Annotated in this window: 15 protein-coding genes; 10 read left to right on the plus strand and 5 right to left on the minus strand. The window is 32.6% G+C overall.

The window, feature by feature from the left end; genetic code table 11:
- The first annotated feature begins 55 nt into the window (after window positions 1-55).
- The 4 genes from lpdA to AS157_RS00575 all read left to right on the plus strand — a co-directional run bounded on the left by lpdA (window position 56) and on the right by AS157_RS00575 (window position 5,691).
- Window positions 56-1,399 carry a dihydrolipoyl dehydrogenase gene (gene lpdA / locus AS157_RS00560; protein ID WP_077289244.1) on the plus strand — a complete coding sequence of 448 codons (1,344 nt, stop codon included), beginning with the start codon at window positions 56-58 and terminating at the stop codon, window positions 1,397-1,399.
- A 63-nt stretch (window positions 1,400-1,462) separates the two neighbouring features.
- The gene (gene mnmG, locus AS157_RS00565) at window positions 1,463-3,337 is read left to right on the plus strand and encodes a tRNA uridine-5-carboxymethylaminomethyl(34) synthesis enzyme MnmG (protein ID WP_077289243.1); all 1,875 of its coding nucleotides are present in this window, start codon (window positions 1,463-1,465) and stop codon (window positions 3,335-3,337) included.
- 4 nt (window positions 3,338-3,341) lie between these two features.
- Complete coding sequence (locus tag AS157_RS00570) at window positions 3,342-4,205, plus strand: transporter substrate-binding domain-containing protein (protein WP_214494935.1); 864 nt, start codon at window positions 3,342-3,344, stop codon at window positions 4,203-4,205.
- A gap of 103 nt (window positions 4,206-4,308) precedes the next feature.
- Window positions 4,309-5,691 (plus strand): GGDEF domain-containing protein, encoded by a 1,383-nt coding sequence (locus AS157_RS00575; protein ID WP_214494936.1) that lies wholly within the window; start codon window positions 4,309-4,311, stop codon window positions 5,689-5,691.
- A 10-nt stretch (window positions 5,692-5,701) separates the two neighbouring features.
- Here the strand turns inward: AS157_RS00575 and AS157_RS00580 are convergent, their stop codons facing one another.
- The 3 genes from AS157_RS00580 to AS157_RS00590 form a co-directional block, all read right to left on the minus strand.
- Window positions 5,702-6,067, minus strand: a complete 366-nt coding sequence (locus tag AS157_RS00580; protein WP_077289239.1) for a NifB/NifX family molybdenum-iron cluster-binding protein — start codon at window positions 6,065-6,067, stop codon at window positions 5,702-5,704.
- A gap of 67 nt (window positions 6,068-6,134) precedes the next feature.
- On the minus strand, window positions 6,135-6,365 hold the full coding sequence (locus AS157_RS00585) for a DUF5320 family protein (RefSeq protein WP_077289238.1): 231 nt from the start codon (window positions 6,363-6,365) through the stop codon (window positions 6,135-6,137).
- Window positions 6,366-6,369: 4 nt separating this feature from the next.
- On the minus strand, window positions 6,370-6,603 hold the full coding sequence (locus AS157_RS00590; RefSeq protein WP_077289237.1) for a DUF5320 domain-containing protein: 234 nt from the start codon (window positions 6,601-6,603) through the stop codon (window positions 6,370-6,372).
- 104 nt (window positions 6,604-6,707) lie between these two features.
- Between AS157_RS00590 and AS157_RS00595 the strand changes: the two genes are divergently transcribed.
- The 3 genes from AS157_RS00595 (at window position 6,708) to AS157_RS00605 (ending at window position 10,999) form a co-directional block, all read left to right on the plus strand.
- A complete protein-coding gene (locus tag AS157_RS00595) occupies window positions 6,708-7,901 on the plus strand; it encodes a M48 family metallopeptidase (protein WP_214494937.1) in 1,194 nt (397 codons plus the stop codon).
- A 47-nt stretch (window positions 7,902-7,948) separates the two neighbouring features.
- Window positions 7,949-9,490 (plus strand): PD-(D/E)XK nuclease domain-containing ATP-binding protein, encoded by a 1,542-nt coding sequence (locus AS157_RS00600; protein WP_214494938.1) that lies wholly within the window; start codon window positions 7,949-7,951, stop codon window positions 9,488-9,490.
- Between the two features lie 360 nt (window positions 9,491-9,850).
- Window positions 9,851-10,999, plus strand: a complete 1,149-nt coding sequence (locus AS157_RS00605) for a P-loop NTPase fold protein (protein WP_077289155.1) — start codon at window positions 9,851-9,853, stop codon at window positions 10,997-10,999.
- A gap of 170 nt (window positions 11,000-11,169) precedes the next feature.
- Here the strand turns inward: AS157_RS00605 and AS157_RS09660 are convergent, their stop codons facing one another.
- Both AS157_RS09660 and AS157_RS00615 read right to left on the minus strand, forming a co-directional pair.
- Window positions 11,170-11,331: a type II toxin-antitoxin system HicA family toxin gene (locus tag AS157_RS09660; RefSeq protein WP_197023188.1), complete on the minus strand. Its 162-nt coding sequence runs from the start codon at window positions 11,329-11,331 to the stop codon at window positions 11,170-11,172.
- 70 nt (window positions 11,332-11,401) lie between these two features.
- Window positions 11,402-11,665: a type II toxin-antitoxin system HicB family antitoxin gene (locus tag AS157_RS00615; RefSeq protein WP_197023187.1), complete on the minus strand. Its 264-nt coding sequence runs from the start codon at window positions 11,663-11,665 to the stop codon at window positions 11,402-11,404.
- Between the two features lie 385 nt (window positions 11,666-12,050).
- Between AS157_RS00615 and AS157_RS09395 the strand changes: the two genes are divergently transcribed.
- From AS157_RS09395 to AS157_RS00625, 3 genes are all read left to right on the plus strand, one after another.
- Window positions 12,051-12,209 carry a hypothetical protein gene (locus AS157_RS09395; protein ID WP_231450310.1) on the plus strand — a complete coding sequence of 53 codons (159 nt, stop codon included), beginning with the start codon at window positions 12,051-12,053 and terminating at the stop codon, window positions 12,207-12,209.
- A 44-nt stretch (window positions 12,210-12,253) separates the two neighbouring features.
- Window positions 12,254-13,438, plus strand: a complete 1,185-nt coding sequence (locus AS157_RS09665; RefSeq protein ID WP_352039410.1) for an ATP-binding protein — start codon at window positions 12,254-12,256, stop codon at window positions 13,436-13,438.
- Window positions 13,439-13,655: 217 nt separating this feature from the next.
- The gene (locus AS157_RS00625; RefSeq protein ID WP_077289153.1) at window positions 13,656-15,017 is read left to right on the plus strand and encodes an ATP-binding protein; all 1,362 of its coding nucleotides are present in this window, start codon (window positions 13,656-13,658) and stop codon (window positions 15,015-15,017) included.
- The last annotated feature ends 104 nt before the right edge of the window (window positions 15,018-15,121 follow it).

Raw genomic sequence — 15,121 nt, forward strand, 5'->3', positions numbered from 1 at the left:
TCTTTTTTTTTAAAATATATAATTTAGTTGAAGACCTTTTAAAGGAGGGGAGAGTATGTATGATGTAGTAATTTTAGGAGGGGGACCAGGGGGATATGTAGCGGCAATCAGGCTTTCACAGCTTGGAAAGAAAGTTGCGGTTGTAGAAAAGGAAGAATTGGGAGGTACTTGTACAAACAAAGGATGTATTCCCACCAAGGCCATGCTTACAAGTGCGCATTTGTATAGAGACATAAGGGAAAAAGCCAAAAAGTTTGGTGTAAAGGTGGAAGGTGTAAGTTTTGAACTTTCTTCTATAATGAAACATATGCAAAAGTCTGTAACTATGTCAAGGAAAGGTATAGAGTTTTTGATGAAAAAGAATAAAATAGATGTGTTCAAAGATGAAGGTGTGTTAAAAGATAATGAGACGGTGCTTTTAAAAAAGAGTGGGGAGAAAATTAAGGGAAAACATTTAATCCTTGCTCAAGGTTCTGTTCCGGCGATCTTTCCACCATTTGATGGTGTACCTGGAATTTGGACTAGTGATGATGTATTTAAAATGGATAAACTTCCAGAAAGTATATTAATAATAGGTGGAGGAGTTATTGGAATTGAATTTGCAACGTTTTTCTCCACATTTGATGTAGATGTGACAATTGTAGAACTTGCAGAGCATATTTTACCATTTGAAGATATTGATGTAGCAGAGGAGATAAAGAAGGAGTTGAAAAAGAAAAAGGTTAAGGTAATAGAAGGAGAAAAAGTTGAAGAGGTAATAAAGGGAGAAACGGGCTATTTGGTGAAGTTGAAAGATAAAGAATTTGAAGTGGAAAAGGTATTACTTGCAGTTGGTAGAAGACCAAATATTACAGAAGATGTGATCAATTTAGGAATAAAGGTAGATAGAGGAATAGTTACAGATAGCCATATGAGAACTAATATTGAAAATATTTATGCAATTGGAGATATAAGGGGGCAGATAATGCTTGCTCATGTTGCCATGTACGAAGGAATAGTTGCGGCACACAATATTGCGGGAGAGAAAAAGGAAATGGATTACTCTGCAGTACCCTCTATTATCTTTTCAAATCCTGAGATTGCGTCAGTTGGTATAAAGGAAGGGGATATGAATAAGGAAAGTATAAATGTTTGGAAATTTCCCGTTTCTGCAAATGGTAGGGCAAGGACTATGGAAGAAAAAGTAGGATTTGCAAAGGTTATCGAAGATAAAAAGACGGGAAAGGTATTGGGAGTAACGATTGTTTCACCTAGTGCAACGGATATGATAATGGAAGGAGTTTTAGCGGTAAGATACAAAATGACCGCACATCAAGTGGCAGAGGCCATACATCCCCATCCCACGTTGACAGAAACACTACTAGGTGCATTTGAAGGAAAATGGTCGATTCACATATAATTCTGGGGAATATCCCCAGAATTTTTTTGTGGTATAATTTATTAAAAATTAAGGAGGCTTGATATGTTTTTTGAAAGGCCAAAAGATGATATGGAATTTGAGGTTATAGTGGTTGGTGCAGGACACGCAGGTATTGAGGCAGCGCTTGCACCTGCAAGACTTGGTCTTAGAACGCTTATTTTAACAACTAATCTTGATAGTGTGGGATGGGCTCCGTGTAATCCCGCAATTGGTGGGCCTGCTAAGGGAATTGTGGTAAGGGAAATAGATGTTTTGGGTGGAGAAATGGCAAAGACCACAGATGAGACTATGATAAATGTAAGGATGCTAAATACAGGAAAGGGCCCCGCGGTAAGGGCATTGCGAGCCCAAATAGATAAATATGCCTATTCGCAAACTATGAAAAATAAGTTGCAAACTCAAGAAAATTTGGTGTTAAGATTTGGAGTTGTAAAAGAAATATTGGTGGAAAATGGGAAGGTAAAAGGTGTTGTAGATTCATTTGGAATAGATTATTATGCAAAGGCTGTGATTATTACCACAGGTACTTTCCTCCGTGGAAAGATATTTATAGGAAGAGACACTATGGAAGCTGGTAGAATGGGAGATTTACCCGCAAAGGGTCTTAGTAAAAGTTTAAAATCTTTGGGGTTTAACCTTTCAAGATTTAAAACGGGTACCCCTGCTAGGGTCTTAAAAAGTAGTATAGATTTTTCAAAGATGGTAAGACAAGATACAGACGATAAACCGCGTGCTTTTTCGTACTTTAGTGAGCCAAAAATACTTTCCAAAACACATCCTTGCTGGTTAACCCATACAAACGAGAAAACGCATAAGATAATAAGGGATTATCTTGTGTACTCTCCATTGTATGGGGATGTAAAACTTATACAAAGTGTGGGGCCAAGGTATTGTCCTTCTATCGAAGATAAAGTAGTAAAGTTTAACAGAGATTCACATCAGGTGTTTGTCGAACCAGAGGGAAGAGATGCCCAAGAGTATTATTTAAACGGTTTATCTACAAGCCTGCCGTATGCTGCACAGATAAAAATGCTAAGGACAATACCAGGTCTTGAAAATGTAGTGATAGTAAGACCTGCGTATGCAATAGAATATGACTATATTGATCCATTGCAGTTGTATCAAACACTTGAGTCAAAATTGGTTGAAGGATTGTACTTTGCAGGGCAGATAAACGGTACAAGTGGATACGAAGAGGCAGCTGGTCAAGGATTAATTGCAGGAATAAATGCCGCAATGAAGATTTTAGGTGAAAGACCACTTATTTTAAAACGCTTTGAAAGTTATATAGGGATTTTAATAGATGATTTAACTACCAAAGGGGTAGATGAACCGTATAGACTACTTACTTCACGAGCAGAGTATAGGCTTCTTTTAAGACATGATAACGCGCATTTAAGACTTACAAAGTATGGGTATAGGGTGGGACTTATTCCAAGATGGTTTTACGAAAAAGTTTTGAATCTGGAAAAAAGTTTAAATGCACAAATTGAAAGGTTGAGAAATGTAAAAGTACCAAAATCAGATAGGGTGAACGATCTTTTAAAAAATTTGGGTACAACACCACTTAAAGAGGGGACAAAACTTTATAATCTATTAAAAAGACCAGAGATTAGATACGTAGATATAAAGGAATTAGATGATGAAAAAATAGAAGACAAAGAACTTTTGGAGCAGATAGAAATTTATATAAAGTATGAAGGATACATAGAAAAGATGTTGGAAGAGGTAAAGGTTTTTGAAGAATATGAATCCTTTGATATATCAAATATAAATTTTGATAAGGTTCCAAATCTTTCCACAGAGGCACGTGAAAAGTTGAAAAAAGTTTTGCCACGTTCAATAGGTCAGGCAATGAGAATTCCCGGTGTTACACCTGCAGATATAGCAAATATAATAAGCTATATTGAGAGGTGAAAAAATGAAGAGGGTTATCTTTGTTTTTTTGTTATTCTCCGTTGTGTTATTTTCAAGAACTTTTATGGAAATTTTAGATTCAAGGGAAATTTTAATTGCAACGAGGAATATTCCAAGTGAAACTATATATTTTCCGGAAAATGAAAAGTATCCTGGATTTTGCTATGAACTTGCAAGTGGGTTTGCAAAATATCTGGGGATTTCTCCAAAAATTTATGTTGTGGAAAAATTTAGTGAATATTTTTCTCCAAATTTTTTTGAAAAAACAGATATGATAGCAGATATATTAACTGTAACTCCAGAAAGAAAAAAACTAATGATTATGATTCCTTTCGTTAAAAATAACGAAATATTTATCTCAAGAGAGGATATAAAAGCAACTTCTTTAAAGGATTTTAAAGGAAAAAGGGTAATAACATATGAGGATTTTGCATATTACAAGACTCTTTTGAATTTGCTTGAAGAAAATAATATAGATTACGTTATTAATAAGGTAATATATGAAGATAATAGACTTAAATTTATTACGCACAATCCCGTGGATAAAGATAAAGTTGAAATATTGCTTGTTCCAAAGGGATATAGATATTCGCCGTATTTTGTAATTATTCAACTTTTAGAGAATAACGCGGATATATCCATTTTTGACTCTTTATCTTTTGTTCAAAAGTATTTTAAGGCACAGTTCCTGAGAAATGAAGTAAAGCCACTTTTTTCCGCGTCTAGAGGTTTTCTTGCTTTTGGTTTTAAGGATAAACTTTTAGCAAGGGAATTTAAAAAGTACCTTGAAAGTACAGACTTTAACGCTTTATTTTTTAAGTATTTTGGCATCCACTATGAAGATTATCTAGAGATGATAGGTGATTAAATTGAAGTTAAAGACAAAGTTTTTTAGAACTTTTTTAATTTTTAACATTTTACTTTTATTTTCTTTATTTACTTTCTTTTTTATTACTTTTTTTCTGAGGGGATTGTCCGTTGAAAAGGAAAATTTAGATCTTTTTGCAAGAAGATTTGCAAATTGTGGGTTTATGGGGGCAATTAAAAATTATCAAACTGTAATTTCCCCTATTTTAGATGGAAACGATGTGCATCTTATTTTTGTAAAAAATAGGTTGCTCCAAGGTTTTGTTTACGCAAAATTGGGAGAGTACATTGATAGTGTATTGGTAAAGTTTCCCTTTGTAAAAGCACTAGCTATTGAGAAAGAAGGAGAAATTGTTTATTTTAAAGGGCATTTTAATATTAATGAAAGGATTTCTATAAATGATGGAAGGTTATATTTAGTCTATAAAAATTCAAGTATGGATGTAAATCTTTATTCATTTTTAGATTTTACAGATATTTTTACAAACTTTTCAAAAGAAGAAAGATATGAAGAACAAGGTTTTGCCATTTTTTACAATGAAACATATTATTTGTATAGCGATGGCAATATTAAAAAGGTAAAAGACTTAAAAGACTTTGCAAAATCCAAAAGGGAAAAAATATTCGATTTTGTTTTTTACGTTGTAAAACCAAAATCAAAATTGTATGAACCATTGCGGGAAACTATAGTTTTGATGTTTGTATTTTTACTTATCTTTATTTTGATTTCCTCTTTTGTTTCTAGGTATTTGGCGGATAAAATAACGTATTCTATTAGAAAAGTGAGTGAAAATCTAGAGAATTTTAGAAGAAAAGAATTTAAAAAGATAGACATTAATGATGATTTTGAAGATGAGATAAAGGTGTTTATAAAAAAATACAACCAGATTACGGAAGATTTGGAAAGATATGTAGAAAACACTGAAAGGATAATAGAAGAAAAAACAAAGGAAATAAAGAAAAAGAATAGTAAACTCAGAGAACTTTCCATAAAAGATGAACTTACAGGATTGTACAATAGAAGGTTTTTTAATGAAGTTTTTCCAGAAGATTATAATTTTGCACTAAGGGAAAATATGTATTTAAATTTTGCCATAATGGATTTGGATGATTTTAAGAAGATAAACGATACATATGGCCATCAGGCGGGAGATGAATGTTTAAAGGTATTTTCAAAGGTATTAAGGAAGCATTTTCATCGTAAATCTGATAAACTTTTTAGGTATGGTGGAGAGGAGTTTGTAGTTTACTACATTTCAAAAGAAAAAACAAATTTTTTGATTTTGCTTGAAAAATTCAGGATGGATTTGGAAAAAACACATATATTGTATGAGAAAAATAAAATATCACTCACGGTAAGTGTTGGAGCATTTTCAGAAATTCCAAAAGATGCAAAATATCAAAATATGATAGCAAGGGCGGATGAAAATCTTTACATGGCAAAGAGACTGGGAAAAAATAGAGTGTATTTTAAAAAGTGCACCTAAATAAGGTGCACTAGTGCTTGTGGAATTTTTCTTTTACCTTATATTCAGTATCTTTAATATGACCTGATATGAATGAAGTGACAATTTCTTTGATACTACCAGATGCACCTCTAATAACCTCGATGCCGTATTGCTCAAAAAAACTAATAGCACGTGCTCCAATCCCGCGAACTATTAAAACTTTCGCGCCATTTTCGTTAATGTATTCAGGGATCATGCCTGGACCATGTTCTTCATATGGGTTTTTTTCGATCTTTATTTCCTCTATCTTGTTTTCATTTACTTTGATAAAGGCAAAATAAGGTGCATGCCCAAAGTGTTCTGAAATTCTAGAATCTTGTCCTTTGTTTTCAATTACTGGTATGGCAATTAGCATACTTTTCCCCCTTTAACGTTTTTTCTCAGTTTTATTATAACATATCCCCACACTTAAGTGTGGGGATTTACCAAATTCTGTTAAAACCTCTTCTATATCTGAAATTATTTTTCCATCCAAAGCTTCTTCTGCTAAAACCATATCCCCTTCCACGTCCAAAACCATATCCTCTTCCATATCCAAAACCTCTTCCATAACCATACATATATCCATTCGCTGTAGCTCTTAAGGTGCAATTTCCCCTTCTCCAACCAATTGGTCCTGTTCCAAATGGGCCCGTTCCATCAAAACCAGGCATGCTTTCACCTCCCTGAATCTAGTTCTTGCAATCTTTTTTCAACGTATTCTAATTCACTTCTTAAATAGTCTCTGTAATCTAAAAGCATTTCTCTTTCATCACGTGTGTACATTTCTTCATCTTCCCATCCTCTTCCAAAACCATACCCTCTGCCGTATCCAAAACCTCTACCATACCCTCTGCCATATCCAAAACCTCTACCATAGCCTCTTCCAAAACCTCTGCCAAACCCTCTCATACTTTCACCTCCAGCTGTTGTTCTTCTTTCGTTATTGATTATATATCATTAGTATAAATTTGTCAATAATTTGTATGATATAATCTTTGTGGAGGTGGGATTGGATGAAATTTATTTTGCTTGTTGTAATTTTACAGGTATTGTGGGAGATAATACTTGAATTTTCCAATGTTTTGTATTCCAAAAAACATACAGATATACCCGATGTTTTAAAGGATAGAATTTCGCATGAGCATATAAGGCAATCTTTGAGTTATTTATCGGATAAGGCAAAGGTGAAGATTGTTTCAGCTGTTGTTAATTTGTTTGTTTTGCTGATATTTATTTTGTATGGTTTTCCATATTTAGAAAAATTGGTTTCTAGTGTGTCTAATTTTCTTATATTACAAGGGCTGTTGTTTTTTGGAATATATTGGCTAATAACCTTAATTGTGGGTATACCCATTAATTTTTATTTAAATTTTGTTGTAGAGAAAAAATACAGATTTAATACCATGACCTATAGAACATTTTTTGGGGATGTTTTAAAAAATGCATTAGTAACTGTTATCTTGTTTGTTCCTCTTATATCTTTAATTGTTTATGTAATAAGTGTAGATAACAATTGGTGGTGGAAGGTTTCCTTAATTTTTGTTGTATTTCAATCTTTTGTTTTGTTTTTATACCCTCTTGTAATTATTCCCCTTTTTAACAAGTTAACTCCTTTAGAAGATAAAGAATTGAAAGATAAGATTAGGAAACTTTCAACTAAGATAAAAGATGTATATGTAATGGATGCATCAAAAAGAACAAAAAAGCAAAATGCATTTTTAACGGGTATTGGAAAATCGAAAAGACTAGTACTTTTCGATACAATTCTCGAATATCCAAAAGAGGAAATTCTTGCGATAGTTGCACATGAACTTGGACATTACGAAAAAAGACACATTCCAAAACTTTTGGTCATTTCTTCTGTATTTTACACTTTTATTTTTTATATAACAAATGTAGTTTATACTTATGTACTAAATTACGTTGACAAACCGTATACAGCTTTTATCTATGCTTTTATATTTGTTTCTCATTTAATGTTTTTTGTAATGCCATTTATAAATAAAATACAAAGAAAATTCGAATTTGAGGCAGATGAGTATTCCGTTGAAAAGTTAAAAACATCAAAATATTTAACATCTGCGTTAAAAAGACTTATGAAGGAAAATTTGATAAATTTAAATCCTTTGCCTTTGTACAAAGTTTGGTATTATAACCACCCTTCTGTTGAGGAAAGGATAAAGTATTGTACAAAAATATATTTATAAAGGTTAATTCCTCATTGTCAAAAAAGACCAAATAGGTGGTGGAAGATATGAAGAGATTACCGATAGGGATACAAAGTTTTGCAAAACTGAGAGAGGATGAAGGGTTTTATTATGTAGATAAGACGAGATTTATAAAGATGTTAAGTGAAGAGACATCAGGATATTTTTTTCTCTCACGGCCAAGAAGGTTTGGAAAGAGCTTATTTTTAGACACGCTAAGGCAAGCATTTTTGGGAAAAAAGGAATTATTTAAAGGGTTATACCTTGAGAAGAATTGGGATTGGAGTAAAAAATATCCTGTTATCTATATATCCTTTGGAGCAGGGGTACATAAAACAGAGGAAGAACTAAGAGAAACACAGGATATGATATTAAGGAAACACGCAGAAGGATACGATATAAAACTAGAGGAGAAAAGTATAAAGAATAGATTTATAGAATTAATAGAAAAGGTATACAAAAAAGAGAAAGAAAAAGTAGTGATATTAGTAGACGAATATGACAAGCCGATATTAGACAACATAGAAGAGAAAGAGATAGCAAAAGAGATGAGAGAAAGTCTTAAGAACTTTTATTCAGTGATAAAAGATGCAGATGAATATATAAAATTTGTATTTATAACAGGGGTAACCAAATTTTCGAAAGTATCGATATTTTCTGGGTTGAACAATTTAAACGATATAACACTTGATCCAAGGTATGCGAGCATATGTGGTATAACGCAAAAAGAATTAGAAGAAGGATTTAAAGAGTTATTAGAAGGGGTAGACAAAGAGGAATTAAAAAGATGGTACAATGGGTACAATTTTCTAGGGGAAAAGGTATACAATCCATTTGATGTATTGTTATTTTTGGATAAAAAGATATACAGGCCATATTGGTTTGAGACAGGGACCCCAACATTTTTAATAAAACATTTAATGAAAGAAAGATACTACCTACCGGAAATAGAAAACCTTCAAGTAGGAGAAGAAATACTTGAAAGCTTTGATATAGAAAACATCCAGCCAGAAGTATTATTATTTCAAACTGGATATTTAACGATAAAGAGTGTTGAAAGAGAAATAGGGATGAACATATACAATCTAACATATCCCAACCTTGAAGTAAAAAGCGCAATTAACAGACATATATTAAATTACTTTACAGATCTAAGATCAAAAGACAGAAACATGATAGGATTGATAAAAACGATAAAGAAAGCAGAAATAGAAAAGATGAAAGCTATATTTTACGCATTTTTTGCATCGATACCAAGTGACTGGTACAGGAAAAATGATATAGAGAAATACGAAGGATTTTATGCAAGCGTGTTTTATGCATACTTTGCAGCGCTAGGGATAGAGGTAAAAGCAGAAGATGTAACAAATAAAGGAAGGATAGATTTAACGGTAAAGTTTGAAGAAAAATGTTATATATTTGAATTTAAAGTAATAGAAGGGAAAGAGAAAAAGGGAGCACTAGAGCAGCTAAAAGAAAAAAGATATTATGAAAAGTACAAAGAAAGATGCAAAGAGATATACATAATAGGAGTAGAATTTGACAAGGAAGAAAGGAATATAGCATACTTTGAATGGGAAAGAGTATGATGGAGAGGTTGGCAAGGTTGGAGAGATTGGCAGATTGGAAAGTGTTGGAGAGGTTGGAGTTTTTTTGGCATTCCGAGTGCTTCTCTTCTTTTGTCATTCCGAGCGTACGCGAGGAATCTTGTCCCTTTCTCATCCTGAGCGTATGCGAAGGAGATGTCATCCTGAGGAACGAAGTGAGGAAGGATCTTATACATTCGAAAAATCATCCAAGATTCTTTGCGCGTATCGCTCAGAATGACAAAAACATTCCAACATTTTCCAATCTCTCCAACCTGTCGAACGCTGTCAAGCCCTGACGAACTTGTCGACGGTGTCGAATATGATATAATTTGTTTAAAGCACCAACCAGGGGGTGTTATTATGGGCCTTTCAGAAGTTATAAAATACATAGTAGACAAACCACTTGAATTAAAAGAAAAAAATTTACTGGTTAACAGAAGCAAAGAAATTAAAAACTTGAATAATATTATAAAATATCATCCCTTTGGTATATTTGGAATATCTGGAGAAACTGGTATAGGAAAAACAACGGTACTTAATTTCATAAAATGTGAAAACGTCTTTTCAAAGCGCATTACACTAACCTTTAGAGAATCTGTAGAAAGTATACTGTATGATCTTCTCTATAATTTATCCAAAGGCTTGGAAAAAGACAAAAAACTTTCAAAGTTTGCAAAAGAAACAAAAGAATGGGTGATTGAGGAAGTTTCTACGGTAAAAGGATTCTCCCTTGGCATAAGCTTATACGGCTCTGCTAATACCAATCTTCAAAAAAGCAAAACGCCAAGGTTTAACTTTTTTGCTGCAAAAGAAAAACTTGGAGAGCTGCTTAGGAAAATAGTCTCTGTAAAAGGAAAATTTGCACTTATTATAGACGAGTTAGATAAAGAAAGTAAAAGTGATACCCTTCAAATAGTCGATGCCCTAAAAAACGAGCTTCTATTTGAAAACATAATCACAATAATGACATTACCTTATTCTATATACAGAGAATACAAATTTGATCGACTAAGATGGAACGAATCTGGAAATTTGGAAAATATCTTCAAGGACATAATACTTCTTGAAGAATTAACAGATAGCGACATAAAAGAGCTCCTTTTAAGAAGAATTCACAAATTTATGAATATTATCCCAGCAGAATCCCTTGATCCAATAATCGAATTTGCCGACGGAAATCCCCGAGACGCTTTATGGATGCTTTCCAAAGTCATTTTTGAGAACATAGAAAAAGATATTCTCAAAAAAGAAGACACGATACTTACAATAAAAAAAATTACCAACGAATACCTAACCGAATTAAAACTTACACCGCTCCAAAAGAAAGCCTTTGAATTACTCAAAGACCTCACAGGAAACAGAGACGAATTCTTAACAATTTTACAGCAAAACAATATAAAACGAACAACCGCATATTCTATATTAAACACATTCATAGAACGAAAAATAATAATTACAAAAGGAACAAAACTAAAACTTTCGGGAAAATACAAATTTCTCAATTTGTAAAGCACTTTGTCCTTTGTCGAACGCTGTCAAGCCCTGACGAACTTGTCGACGGTGTCGAAAAAAATTACTGTCCCTCCACCTTTTTTATCATTCAAAAGAAGCGGGTAGGCAAAGGGGATGTCATCCTGAGCACAAGCGAAGGGTCTTTTTCCTATTCTGTGTTCAATTTACTACTTGTTAAGCAGTTTTAGAAAATCTTCTTTTGTTGATCCCATATCTTTTATAATACTAATTAACAACTTAGGATGGAGAACCTTTCCGGAATGAAATGGAACCGTTACATGTTTTCCTTTAGAATTTTTATAAATTCTATGACTACCACTTGAGCACACAAGTATAAATCTATTGCTCTATAAAAATCGAATCATTTCTTTCGATGTTGTTCGTTGCAACTTTGGCATGTTACACCTCGACTACTGTTAAAGAAATGCTTTCTTTCATCGCAATTTCCTCATTGTTTGCCAATCTATCTTCAATATGTAAGCTTATGGCATCTTTTATATTTTCAAAAACTTCCTCATAGGTATCCCCCTGGGTATAACACCCTTGAAGTTTAGGACAATATGCAAAATAGCCATTTTCATCTTTTTCAATCACAACGGTAAATTTATATTTTGGGCGTTTTTCCATAATTTCAAAATTATTATACCATATCCATTCAATCATCTTTCAAGATTCCTCGTCGCTAACGCTCCTCAGAATGACAAAAACGTCCCAACACTCTCCAACTTCTCCAACCTCTCCAACACTCGCTAGTATTGTCATCCTGAGCGCAAGCGAAGAATCTTACTTCCCCTCGATAATCATCCAAGATTCTTCGCACATACGCGCTCAGAATGACAGGAAAGAAGGGAATTCCTCAGAACGACAAAAACGCTCCAACACTCGCTAACATTCTCTAATCTCGCCAATCTCTCCAACCTCTCCAATCTCGCTAATTTCCTAAACGGGAATATATAGTCATTACAATGACCAAATAGGTACCTATTTGGTCAATATGGTGATAAATATGGTATAATAAATCGGTAAAAACTTAAAAGAGGTGTTGTCTATGGAGTTTTCTTTTGTTCAACGGCAAAATCCATGGTGGAAGGATAAAAATTTAATAGACATAGATATGCACATAAAAAAATTTAAAAGTAGTCAATTCAAACATTTTCCACATTTTATGAAAACTCTTGAAAATTTAAACCAGGTATCTACATATTAAGAGGGCCAAGACAAATAGGAAAAACTACCGTTTTAAAATTATTAATAAGAAAATTAATCAAATTAGGGAAAAATCCTGTTAGTATTCTATACGTTTCTTTGGATATGGTGGAAGATAATAAAGAACTATTAGAATTGTTGTTGAATTACTTCAACTTCATTGAAAGTTTTGGAAACAAAAAGGAAAAAACTACATACATCTTCCTCGACGAAATTTCGAGTGTTAAAGATTGGCAAAAAGCTATAAAACATCTATTTGATACGGGACTATTAGAAAACTCATTTGTTATTTTAACAGGTTCTTCTGCGTATGACCTTAAACGCTCTGCGGAAAGACTCCCTGGAAGAAGGTTGGCTGGTGTTGATATTGCTTATCTTCCTCTTACATTCAAAGAATTTGTAGAGCAAAAAAATAACGTAAAAATACGTTACCATTTTAAGGATCTTTTTCTTCTAAAGGAAAAAGAACTAAAACAATTAGCTCTCCAGCTTTCAATGTACAAAGATGAATTTACTACATATCTAAACAGCGGAGGATTCCCAAAAGTCATAAATGATTATATTGAAAATTCCTCAATAACAGGAGAAACAATAAACACATACAAAGCCTATCTTTATGGAGATATAGAAAGATTTAATAGATCAAGATTTATAATGAACCAGCTTCTTTATAAATTCCCTCAATTAATAGGGCAAAGATTTTCCTGGAATTCGATAGCAAGCGAAATAGAAGGAATAAACTCAAAAAACACCGTAGAAAGTTACATGCAGTTACTGGGAATGAACTTTCTTATAGGAATACTGTTTTTCTATGATTTTTCAAAAAAACATATAAAACCAAAAAAGCAAAAAAAAATATATCCAATTGACACAATAATCACCAAAGTTATAGAAAACATAATAGGAGTGCAAATACAATTACCACAGCAAATCGAACAAACAGTTTTTCTACACCTTTTAAGATTTTCAAAAGAATTCTCCAATGGTCTTGTTCTTTATTCTGGACCATACTTTTGGTACTCTCAAAAAGGAAAAGAAATAGACTTTCTTATAAATAAAGATGAAAAAATCATACCAATAGAAGTTAAATATCAGAACAAAATTTCTCATTCAGATTTTTTAACAATGAAAAAAATATTTAATAGCGGAATACTTATAACAAAAAATACATTGTTTAAAAAAGAAAACATCATTGCCTTACCCATTGAAATATTCTTATTGTTGATATAATCCTATCTTTTGCTATCCTGAACGAAGTGACGAAGGATCTTATTTCCACAACGTCAGTCATTTCAAGATTCTTCGCGCATACGCACTCAGAATGACAAAAAGAGGGTTCTAACCCTCTCTAACCTTTCCAACTTTTATCAACTTGTATATTTTCTAAAGATAACTTTAGTAAATATATCTTTAGTAAATTATGGTATAATTTATTTGAGGTGGTAATATGTTCATAAACAGAGTAAAAGAAAGAAAGTTTCTTGAAAGAAAACTTTCCAGTAAAAAGGCTGAATTGATAGTAATTTATGGTAGAAGAAGAGTGGGAAAAACTTTTCTTCTTGAACATGTAGTAAGGAACGGCCTTTTTTTCACTGCAGACCTTTCTGGGAGTACCATGTTAATGAACAGATTCCTAAATGAAATAAAAGAACTCATAAATCTTCCAGAAACTCTCAGGATTAATTCCTGGGAAGAATTTTTTTCTTTTTTGAACATGGCTATTGACTTGCGAAAAGTAACTTCTATTGTTATTGACGAATTTCAATACATCCCTTATAGAGATGAAACTTTCCTATCTGTATTTCAAAGATGGTGGGACAAAGAATTTTCAAAAAAGTGTGTGAATTTCATTTTGTGTGGATCATACAGTGGTATGATAGAAAAAATAGCTCTTTCTCATAATAGCCCGATATATGGTCGCAGAACGGGGCAATACAAAATACTTCCAATGGATTTTGAGGATTCTATGAAATTTTTTAAGTTCAAAAAGAAAGAAGATAATGTTCTTGCATACGGAGTTACAGACGGTATTCCACTTTATTTGTTGGAATTTTCCGAATATACAAATTTTTGGGATGCACTAAAGGAAAAGCTTTTAACTCCTGGAGAATTCCTTGTTGAGGAAGGAAAATTCCTAACTCTTGAAGAATTCAAAAAGGATCCATCAAATTACTTTTCCATTTTAACTGCTATAGCAAATGGAAAAACTACCCCAAATGAAATAGCAAATGAAAGTGGTGTGGAGTATAAAAATATAGGTACGTATCTTGCAAGGCTCCTTGAACTTGAACTTGTAAAAAAAGAACAACCATTCTCTTTAAAAAAACCCAGAAAAAAGGCATTCTACTACATAAACGATGAATATCTCAGATTTTTCTTCCGTTATATTTATCCCTATCAAGAAATGATATACAGAGATCTTGGAAACAGGCTCCTTGAAAAAATAAAACTCACCATTTCTCAATACGTCTCTTTCACTTTTGAAAAGATATCAAAACAATATTTAAAAAAACACATCGGTGTTGAAAAAGTAGGAAGATGGTGGGATGCTGGTAATGAAATAGATATTGTTGGCATTAAAAACAATATCCTATACATCGGTGAATGCAAATGGACAAATAAAAAAGTAGATGGAAAAGTGTTGAATAATCTTCGAAAAAAAATCCCATTTCTTTTAAAAGACCTTAAATATGAACCGACAAAAATCATTTATTATTTGTTTTCAAAAAATGGTTTTAAAGATTTAGAAGAAAATGATGAAGTAAAATGTATAGATTTAAACAAAATAATCTCCATTGATACTCTTTAACCTCGCTAGTACTGCTATTAAGTGTTAGAATATATACGTAAAGACCAAATAGGTGGTGGAAGATATGAAGAGATTACCGATAGGGATACAAAGTTTTGCAAACC

Source organism: Thermosipho sp. 1244 (assembly GCF_018588215.1).
Classification (GTDB): Bacteria; Thermotogota; Thermotogae; order Thermotogales; family Fervidobacteriaceae; genus Thermosipho; species Thermosipho affectus.

What these genes read in the sequence shown, in the direction of transcription:
- lpdA (WP_077289244.1), top strand. Translation starts at nt 56, where the DNA reads ATGTATGATGTAGTAATTTTAGGAGGGGGACCAGGGGGATATGTAGCG.
- mnmG (WP_077289243.1), top strand. Translation starts at nt 1,463, where the DNA reads ATGTTTTTTGAAAGGCCAAAAGATGATATGGAATTTGAGGTTATAGTG.
- AS157_RS00570 (WP_214494935.1), top strand. Translation starts at nt 3,342, where the DNA reads ATGAAGAGGGTTATCTTTGTTTTTTTGTTATTCTCCGTTGTGTTATTT.
- AS157_RS00580 (WP_077289239.1), bottom strand. Translation starts at nt 6,067, where the DNA reads ATGCTAATTGCCATACCAGTAATTGAAAACAAAGGACAAGATTCTAGA.
- AS157_RS00585 (WP_077289238.1), bottom strand. Translation starts at nt 6,365, where the DNA reads ATGCCTGGTTTTGATGGAACGGGCCCATTTGGAACAGGACCAATTGGT.
- AS157_RS00590 (WP_077289237.1), bottom strand. Translation starts at nt 6,603, where the DNA reads ATGAGAGGGTTTGGCAGAGGTTTTGGAAGAGGCTATGGTAGAGGTTTT.
- AS157_RS00595 (WP_214494937.1), top strand. Translation starts at nt 6,708, where the DNA reads ATGAAATTTATTTTGCTTGTTGTAATTTTACAGGTATTGTGGGAGATA.
- AS157_RS00600 (WP_214494938.1), top strand. Translation starts at nt 7,949, where the DNA reads ATGAAGAGATTACCGATAGGGATACAAAGTTTTGCAAAACTGAGAGAG.
- AS157_RS00605 (WP_077289155.1), top strand. Translation starts at nt 9,851, where the DNA reads ATGGGCCTTTCAGAAGTTATAAAATACATAGTAGACAAACCACTTGAA.
- AS157_RS00615 (WP_197023187.1), bottom strand. Translation starts at nt 11,665, where the DNA reads ATGATTGAATGGATATGGTATAATAATTTTGAAATTATGGAAAAACGC.
- AS157_RS09395 (WP_231450310.1), top strand. Translation starts at nt 12,051, where the DNA reads ATGGAGTTTTCTTTTGTTCAACGGCAAAATCCATGGTGGAAGGATAAA.
- AS157_RS00625 (WP_077289153.1), top strand. Translation starts at nt 13,656, where the DNA reads ATGTTCATAAACAGAGTAAAAGAAAGAAAGTTTCTTGAAAGAAAACTT.